The 8470-nt window shown below is 53.9% G+C and carries 9 protein-coding genes and 1 pseudogene; all 10 read right to left on the reverse strand.

All coding sequences use genetic code 11. From position 1 onward, the window contains the following. Nucleotides 1–461 (reverse strand): SDR family NAD(P)-dependent oxidoreductase (locus JW953_14230; GenBank protein ID MBN1993854.1); only part of this gene is annotated, 461 nt, incomplete at its 3' end. Between the two features lie 32 nt (nt 462–493). Beyond that, a complete protein-coding gene (locus tag JW953_14235) occupies nt 494–1276 on the reverse strand; it encodes an IclR family transcriptional regulator (GenBank protein MBN1993855.1) in 783 nt (260 codons plus the stop codon). Nucleotides 1277–1378: 102 nt separating this feature from the next. After that, nucleotides 1379–2350, reverse strand: coding sequence for a Gfo/Idh/MocA family oxidoreductase (locus JW953_14240; GenBank protein ID MBN1993856.1), 972 nt, complete (start codon nt 2348–2350; stop codon nt 1379–1381). Nucleotides 2351–2393: 43 nt separating this feature from the next. Next, the gene (gene kduI, locus JW953_14245) at nt 2394–3224 is read right to left on the reverse strand and encodes a 5-dehydro-4-deoxy-D-glucuronate isomerase (protein ID MBN1993857.1); all 831 of its coding nucleotides are present in this window, start codon (nt 3222–3224) and stop codon (nt 2394–2396) included. A 47-nt stretch (nt 3225–3271) separates the two neighbouring features. Further along, nucleotides 3272–3457, reverse strand: a pseudogene (locus JW953_14250) (sugar kinase). A 12-nt stretch (nt 3458–3469) separates the two neighbouring features. Further along, nucleotides 3470–4471, reverse strand: a complete 1002-nt coding sequence (gene yiaK / locus JW953_14255) for a 3-dehydro-L-gulonate 2-dehydrogenase (GenBank protein ID MBN1993858.1) — start codon at nt 4469–4471, stop codon at nt 3470–3472. Between the two features lie 49 nt (nt 4472–4520). Then, nucleotides 4521–5291, reverse strand: coding sequence for a 2-dehydro-3-deoxyglucarate aldolase (locus tag JW953_14260; GenBank protein MBN1993859.1), 771 nt, complete (start codon nt 5289–5291; stop codon nt 4521–4523). Between the two features lie 12 nt (nt 5292–5303). Next, the gene (locus JW953_14265) at nt 5304–6335 is read right to left on the reverse strand and encodes an ATP-binding cassette domain-containing protein (protein ID MBN1993860.1); all 1032 of its coding nucleotides are present in this window, start codon (nt 6333–6335) and stop codon (nt 5304–5306) included. Beyond that, nucleotides 6328–7350, reverse strand: a complete 1023-nt coding sequence (locus JW953_14270) for an ABC transporter ATP-binding protein (GenBank protein ID MBN1993861.1) — start codon at nt 7348–7350, stop codon at nt 6328–6330. The genes JW953_14265 and JW953_14270 overlap by 8 nt, the downstream gene beginning before the upstream one ends. Nucleotides 7351–7357: 7 nt before the next feature. Continuing rightward, nucleotides 7358–8407, reverse strand: coding sequence for an ABC transporter permease (locus JW953_14275; protein ID MBN1993862.1), 1050 nt, complete (start codon nt 8405–8407; stop codon nt 7358–7360). Nucleotides 8408–8470 lie beyond the last annotated feature (63 nt).

Raw genomic sequence — 8470 nt, forward strand, 5'->3', positions numbered from 1 at the left:
CCCCCTTGAAATGATAACATTGAGGCCACGTTGATAATTTTGCCGCTCCCTTGCCGGGCCATCACGTTGCCGGCGGCCTGCGACAGGAAAAAGAGCGCTTTGAGATTAATCTGGATAACGTCGTCCCAATACTCCTCGCTGAATTCCAGGGCCGGCGCCCGGCGGATGATGCCGGCATTATTGACCAGAATATCCAGCCGGCCCAATTCCTGGACTACCTGCCCAACCACTTCATTTAATTGGGCCACGGTCGCGTCGCGCAAGTTGCAAGTTACCGGCAAAAAACGTCGCCCCAGCGTTTCCACCTGGCCTTGTGTTTCTTCAACAGAAACAATGTCCAAGCCGGCAATGTCTGCGCCACCTTCGGCCAGGCCAACTGCCATTGCCTGGCCCAACCCGCGCCCGGCCCCGGTAACCAACGCTACTTTTCCATTGAGTTTAAATGAATCTAAAATCGTCATGTCAACACCTCGGTTTATAATAAGAGTTATTTTTATGGGATGTAGCCTAAACGGCTGGAAATGGCATTAGCCGTGTCAATGACTAATAAAGACAGCTCCCTGACTCTGGAGGCAGTCACCCGGTAAGCCGGCCCCGACACGCTGATGGCGGCAAAAGGCCGTCCGTTTTGATCAAAGACAGGAGCGCCCACGCAGCGGATATCTTCTTCACATTCTTCATTATCCAGCGCATATTTCTGCATGCGGACTTTGGCCAATTCCTTAATCAGGTCTGTTTTGTTGGTAATGGTCATCCTGGTGAACTTGATCAATTCTATCCCTTCCAGCAGTTGCGTTTGTTCTGCCGGGGGCAAAAAAGCCAAAATAGCCTTGCCCATCGCCGTGCAATGCAACAAATTACGCGAACCAAGCTTGGCATGCGTGCGGACAGATTGGGAGCTTTCTGCTTTGCCAATATAGAGAATCTCGTCGTTGTCTAAAATGGATAAGTAGGCGGTTTCATGAGTTGTATCGCTCAAATGGCGCAAGTAGGGCCGGGCCAACTCAGGCAGATCCAGAGACTCCAGCACATTTTGGCTCAGGCTCAAAACTTGCATGCCCAGACGATAACGGGTGTCATCCTCTTGAGCCACGTAGCCGCGGGTGGCCAGGGTGCAGATGAGCCGGTACGCCGTGGGACGGGATAGATGGCACAATTTTGCCACCTTTGCCGCCGACAAGGGCTGATTGGCCAAGGCGATACACTCTAAAACGTCCAGTGCCTTTAGCACCGTCTGGGATAGATTCGCTTCGTTGGATGTATCTATTGGTGACATTTTTTACCTGCCAGGGTGAGCCAAAATAATGGCGGCACGTCCGGTCGCCCTCTAGAACAAAGGCTCAATCCCATAATGGACGTTTCAGCAGAGAGACAAACGTTAATCTCTATGCTTTCTATATTCTTCTAATAGTTGATCCATCACCCAATTCGTTCGAGCACCACTTTCGCCGGTGCTGGGGCAATGGCCTAGGCCGTTTAGCTCATCAACAATCGTCTGCGTGAGCGGCTGGTGGACGTGAAGGGGGTTGTCAATGGCAAACTCAGTTACCCCTTTAATGGTGGTCAGCGTAATCGGTTCGGCATCAAAAGAAGAAAAACTGATTTTACCTTGAGTGCCGATAATCTCAGTTTGATCAAAATTGTTAAAGGTGGTAAAACTCCAAATGCCGACCGCCTGCACGCCCGACTCAAATTCAAATGCGCCGGCGACAATATCTTCAACCGGGTAATGGCCACCCAAATTCCCGGCAAACCCTTTTACCGACCGGATTGGCCCCAAAACGTAATCCAGAAAATCGAGCGTGTGACAACCCATATCCACAAATTTCCCCCCGCCGCCAATCTCAGGGGTATAGTGCCAGTCAAATTCGTCCGGTACCGGCAGATAGAGGGCCGTTGTTACGCCCCGCACCTCGCCGATGGCTCCGGCGTCAAGTAGATCTTTTACCTTTAAGAACCGGGGCAAACTGCGCCGGTAGTAAGCCACAAACAGCGGCACCCCGGCCGACCGGCAAGCTTTGAGCATCTCCTGGCACTCGGCGTAGTTCATGGCCATCGGCTTTTCCACGTAAACCGGCTTGCCTGCCTGGGCGCACTTTAAGGTGTACGTTTTGTGAGCATACGGTGGGGTGGCAACATAAACGGCGTCTACTTCAGGGTCCTGGATGAGGGCTTCGGCGTTGTCGTACCACTTTGGCACGCCATGCCGCCGGGCATAATCCGCGGCCAAGTTGCCATTACGCCGCATTACGGCCACCAGGTTGGAATTTTTGGCTTTTTGAAAACCGGGGCCGCTCTTGACTTCGGTTACATCACCGCAACCAATAATGCCCCACCGAATTGTCTTCATAGTCACTCTTTAATCATCTGCCTGACATGGGCATCAGGTTTTTTTAGGCCATGTTGGCCAGCGGGGCAAGATCCATATCGCTAAAGGCCTGATTCTCGCCACCCATCGCCCATACAAAACAGTAGTTGCTGGTCCCGGCCCCGGCGTGGATTGACCAACTGGGAGAAATTGCCACCTGCCCGTCCCTGGCCACGATGTGCCTGGTTTCCTGCGGATCGCCCATAAAGTGAAAAACCACATTGTCACCGGTCAAATTGAAATACAGATACACTTCCGACCGGCGTTCGTGGGTATGGGCCGGCATTGTATTCCAAACACTGCCAGAAACCAATTCGGTGAGGCCCATAACCAGTTGACAGCTTGGCACGCCATTTTCGTGAATATACTGGAAAATAGTCCGCTCATTGGCCGCCTCTTTGCTACCGAGATCGAGCCGGTTGGCCTGGCCCAGGGCGACGTGGGTCGTCGGGTATTCCTTGTGGGCCGGAAGACTGACAAAATAAAACCGGGCCGGACGGTTGGCATCAGCACTCGAAAATGTTATCGCCTGGCTGCCCCGGCCAATGTACAACATATCCCGGTGAGCCATGCCATACGCTTGACCATCAACGGTGATGCTACCCTCATCACCAATGTTAAAAACGCCAATCTCGCGTCGCTCGGCAAAGTAGTCAGCCCTCAGAGCCGCGCCACCTTCAAGGCGCAGGGGTTGCTTTGTGGGCGTAGCTGCCCCCACAATCATCCGGTCAATGTGTAAATAGACCAATTTGATTTCATCGGGTACAAACAGATCAGTCACCAGAAATTCATCTCTGATTTCAGCGGTGTTCATCCTGGTAAAACTTTGCGGGTCTCGTGAATATCGAATTTCCATTTTTTGATTACTCCGGTTTTCTTTAGTTATATGTTTATTTTGTTTATTTAGCGGGAGACACGGCCAGATGCATCACCGCCCATCAGTTTCTCAACTTCCGCCACGGCGACCATATTGAAGTCACCAAAAATCGTGTGCTTCAGGCAAGATGCGGCCACGGCAAAATTGAGCGCCTGCTGCGGATTGTTCTGGTAAGTCCGCAAACCATAGATAAGGCCGCCCATAAAACCGTCAAACCACCGGCCTTATAGATTCAAAATTTCTTGCCATACGGTTTCGTCAACCGGAATGCCGTTGGTCAGATTCTCCCGGCGGGTTCTGAGGACACGCTCACCGGGGAACAATACTTCGGCGGCGGATGCGTCAGGTTGGGCCTGATGCAAATCGGCGATGATATTTTGAACTTCCTGCTCAACCCAAGCCGCGCCGACAGGTTGGGTAATGTCAAAAGCAATAAACACTTGCGATATGCCAAATTCGGCTTCGCGTTGCCTGATCTGGTAGGTGGCCAGTCCGCCGGTAATCAACGTGGCGGTCATATCAAGCAACAAAGCCAGCCCGGAACCCTTCCAATAGCCGATGGGGAGGGGGCGTCCGGATTCCAGAATCACAGTGGCATCCTGAGTGGGCCGGCCAGCCTGGTCAAAGCCACCCGGCACCGGCAGTTTTTCACCACGGCGGCTGACCACTTCCAGTTTGCCAAAAGAAAACTGGGTCATGGCCATGTCAAGCACCACCGGGCCTTCCTGGCGGGGAACGGCCAGCACCAGTGGATTGTTGCCCAACCGGATATCGTGGCTGCCATACGGCGGCATCACCGCAGTGGCGTTGGTCCAACATAACAAAACAAAACCGACTTCGGCAGCCACCTGGCCATACGCACCGGCGCGCATCCAGTGATTGGTATTACGTAGCCCCACACAACCCAGGCCATGTTCGCGGGCCAGTTCCATCGCCCGATTGGTAGCAGCCAGCGCATTGAGTGGGCCGGGGCCAAGGTTGCCGTCCCATTGTTCCCACGCGCCAAAAGACGCAACAAGTTCCGGTTCCGCTTCGATATTTAAAGACCCGTGTTCAATTTGTTGAATAAAGAAAGGAAATCGGTTCCAGCCGTGTGAAACCACGCCATCCAGGCTATTTTGGGCAAAGATGTTGGCTAACTGATCGGCCCGATCCGCTGTAAAACCCACGTTCAACAGCACCCGCTGGAATTCTTGTTTCATCTCTGCAAACGGGATACGAATAATACGACTTGTTGCCACCGCTCACTGCTCCAATTATTGCTCTATGCGCGCATCACAATTTTGCGGCAGCCTGTTGGGCCAACTTCAAGCCGGCCGCGGCGCTGTTGGTTACAAATTTGGCATCATTTCCCATACCGATAAAGCGAAACCCTTGTTCAATCCGTTTCACCACCGTATCCGGTGCGCCAACGTCAATACCCGGGATTTTGCCGGTGTTGCGACAAGCCTGCACCACAGCCTCTAGAGCGCCGGCATGTTCTGGATGGTTGGCGGCCTCGCGCGGCGGAAACCCCATGGAAAGCGACAGGTCGGCCGGCCCCACCACGCAGCCGTCAATGCCTGGCACGGCCATGATTGCCTCGGCGTTTTCTACGGCTTGCACACTTTCAATTTGCACCGTCACCAGAAGCTGCTCGGTGATCCACTCTGCGTAATCGTCGCCATAGGCCAGGGCGTGCCCCCAACCGAATGATCGCTCTCCTTCAGGTGGATATCGACACGCAGAGACAACGGCTTTCGCCTCTTCAACCGTATCCACCATAGGGACGATGAGGCCCAATATCCCGGCGTCAAGCAACTGCCCAATCAGAGTGAAACTGTTGTACGCTACCCGGGCAAATGGCATCGCCGGGCCGGCGCAAACAGCAATGAGGCTCTGCATTAGCAAATTTTGTCCCCAGGCACCATGCTGGCTGTCAAGCATCACAAAATCAATCCCGCTATGGCTAAGAAACTCGGCCGCAACCGGCGAGCCAAGTTTAGCCGAATAGCCAAAGGCCGGCTCGCCCCGCAGCAATTTTTGTTTGGCGGTATTGATTTTCATGGTGGGTTAACCCTACCCTTTTTTAGCAACCACCCCGCGCAGTTCAATTTCGTTCGCTCGATGGCAACTCACATAATGGCGGGGCGAAATCTCCTCTTGCACCGGCGTTTTGGTACGGCATATCTCGGTGGCGTAACGGCAGCGCGGATGGAAATAACAACCCGATGGCGGATTTGCCGGGTCGGCTACTTCGCCCTCCAGCACAATGCGCTCCGAACGCAGGCGGGGATCGGGCTTGGGCACCGCCGACATCAGCGCCTCGGTGTAAGGATGGCGGGGATGGTAAAAGAGTTCATCCGTCTTCGCTATCTCGACAATTTTGCCGACATACATCACGGCCACCCGCTCGCTGATGTGTTTAACCACACTCAAATCGTGCGCCACAAAGAGATAGGTCAGGCCCAATTGCGATTGTAGTTCCAGCATCAGGTTAAGAATCTGCGCCTGCACCGAAACATCAAGCGCCGAAACCGGCTCGTCGGCCACAATCAATTGCGGATTCAGCGCGAGCGCTCGGGCAATACCAATCCGCTGGCGCTGCCCGCCGCTGAATGCGTGCGGATACCGCCGCATGTACTCCGGCCGCAACCCCACCAAATTCAGCAATTCGGCCACACGCTCCATCCGTTGCTGGCGGTTTTTTACACCATGCACCAGTAACGGCTCGCCTACAATATCAAGCAATGTCATCCGCGGGTTGAGTGAAGAAAAAGGGTCTTGAAAGATCATCTGCATTTGGGAGCGCAGGTGTTGTACCTTGCTTTCGGGCATGGCGGCCACATCTATCGGTTCGCCACCATTGGTGCGAAAGAATATTTGCCCCTCCGTTGGGTCAATGGCCCGCAAAATGCAGCGCGATGTAGTTGTTTTGCCGCAGCCGCTTTCGCCCACGAGTGAGAGCGTTTCACCTTTGTTGATGTAAAAAGTCACATCATCTACAGCCCGGACGTGCCCTACCACCCTTTGTAAAACCCCTCTCCGAATGGGGAAGAACTTACGCAAGTTTTTAACATCGAGTAGCACTTGACCGTTAGAATTATCCACGTTCAACTTCACCTTCTTGAAATAAAAAACAGCTCACTTTTTGCCGTTCATTGATCGCCAAAAGTTCCGGTTCCTGCTGGTCGCAGGTGCCGGGCATAAAATCCGGACAGCGCGGATAGAAAGGACAACCCGACGGGCGATTATAAGGATGAGGAATGGAGCCGCTGATGGTTGGCAGTTTGGTCCGAGGGGTGGACTCGATACTGGGAATTGAGCGCAAAAGTGCTTTGGTGTACGGATGCTGGGGAGAATGGAACAGATCGTCCACCGGGCCTTCTTCAACCACTCGCCCCAGGTACATCACCACCACGTAGTCGGCCATTTCCGCAATCACACCCAGGTTGTGGGTGATCATCATAATGGCCATGCCGCGCTGCTCCTGCAATTGACGCAGCAGGTCGAGAATCTGCGCCTGCGTGGTCACATCGAGCGCGGTGGTTGGCTCGTCAGCGATGAGCAACCGGGGGTCGCACGAAAGGGCTACGGCAATCATGGCTCGCTGCCGCAACCCTCCGCTCAACTCAAAGGCATATTCGTCAATGCGGCGTTCCGGTTTGGGCACACCCACCTGGCCGAGTATCTCAATGGCTCGCTCCCTCGCTTCGTGCTTATTCACGCTGCAGTGCAGTTGAATCGTTTCGACAAGCTGGTTACCCACCGTATGCACCGGGCTAAACGACGTCATCGGCTCCTGAAACACCAAACCGATTTCGCCTCCGCGAATAGCACGTATCTGTTTACTGTTAGCAGGGAGCGCGGTCAAGTCAATTTCGGTGCCATTGCCGGAACTCAGCGTGATCTTGCCTTCCACAATGCGCCCCGGCTCTTCGACAATACGCAAGATAGATTGGGCCGTTACGCTTTTGCCGCAGCCGCTTTCACCCACAATGCCGACGGTTTTCCCGGCATACACGTCAAAGGTAGCGCCGTCCACCGCCCTGACGGTTCCTTCATCCTGAAAGAAATATGTTTTGAGATTTTGTACCGATAGTAATATTTTGGGTTCGTTTTCCATGTCAATTTTATCCATAAGGGTCAGCCGCGTCGCGTAAGCCATCACCCACAAAATTGAAGGCCAAAACGGCCACCACAACTGGAATGGCGGGCAGCAACATCCACGGGGAAATGGCGATAGCTTGGACGTTTTGCGCATCTTGCAATAATACGCCCCAACTAATGGCGGGTGGACGCAGGCCCAACCCCAGAAAGCTCAGGGCTGTTTCGCTAATGATCATGGCCGGAATGGCCAGCGTGGTAGCGGCAATGATATGACTCCAAAATGAAGGCACCATATGCCGGAGGATGATGCGCATCCGGCTGCAACCGGACAGGCGGGCGGCCATCACAAAGTCTTCCTCACGCAGCGAGAGAAACCGTCCGCGTACCACCCGTCCCAGCTCGGTCCAACCCAGCAGGGAGATAATAACGGTGATGGCAAAGTAGACCTGCATGACGGTCCAACTGGAGGGTAACGCCGCCGTCAGGCCCATCCACAAGGGAATGGTGGGAATAGAGCGTAGAATTTCGATGATACGCTGGATGATGACATCCAGGATGCCGCCATAGTAACCGGAAATACCACCCAGCACCACCCCCAGGATCAGGCTCAGGGCGACGCTCACCAGCCCGATGACCAGCGAGGTACGCGTGGCATACATCAGGCGTGACCATACATCACGCCCTTGTAAATCTGTGCCCAAAAGAAAGAGCGTTCCCTCTGCCGGAACACCTTCCGTCCCAATCAAGTGAATATTACCGGGAATAATGCCAAACCACTTGTACTCAAACCCTTCGGCAAAAAACTTAACCGGAATTTTTTTCTCGAGATCAAGCGTATACACGCGCCTGAAGGTTTTGGGGTCGCGGATGCCGGTAAAGCCATACACGTAGGGGCTAAACCGGCTATTGTCAAACCATTGGATTGACTGCGGCGGCACCAGGGAACGCTCTGCTTCCGTCGCCTCCGGATTGGCGTAGGCCAAAAAATCCGCCACCAACACGATGCTATAAAAGAGAATGAGGATAATAGCGCCCACCATAGCCAGATGGTGTTTGCGATACCGCCACCACATTAACTGCCATTGCGTGGCCACGGCAATTTGTTCTTCGGCCTGGGTGGTGACAAAATCGTCATC

Source organism: Anaerolineae bacterium, assembly GCA_016931895.1.
In the GTDB taxonomy this organism is placed as follows: Bacteria; Chloroflexota; Anaerolineae; order 4572-78; family J111; genus JAFGNV01.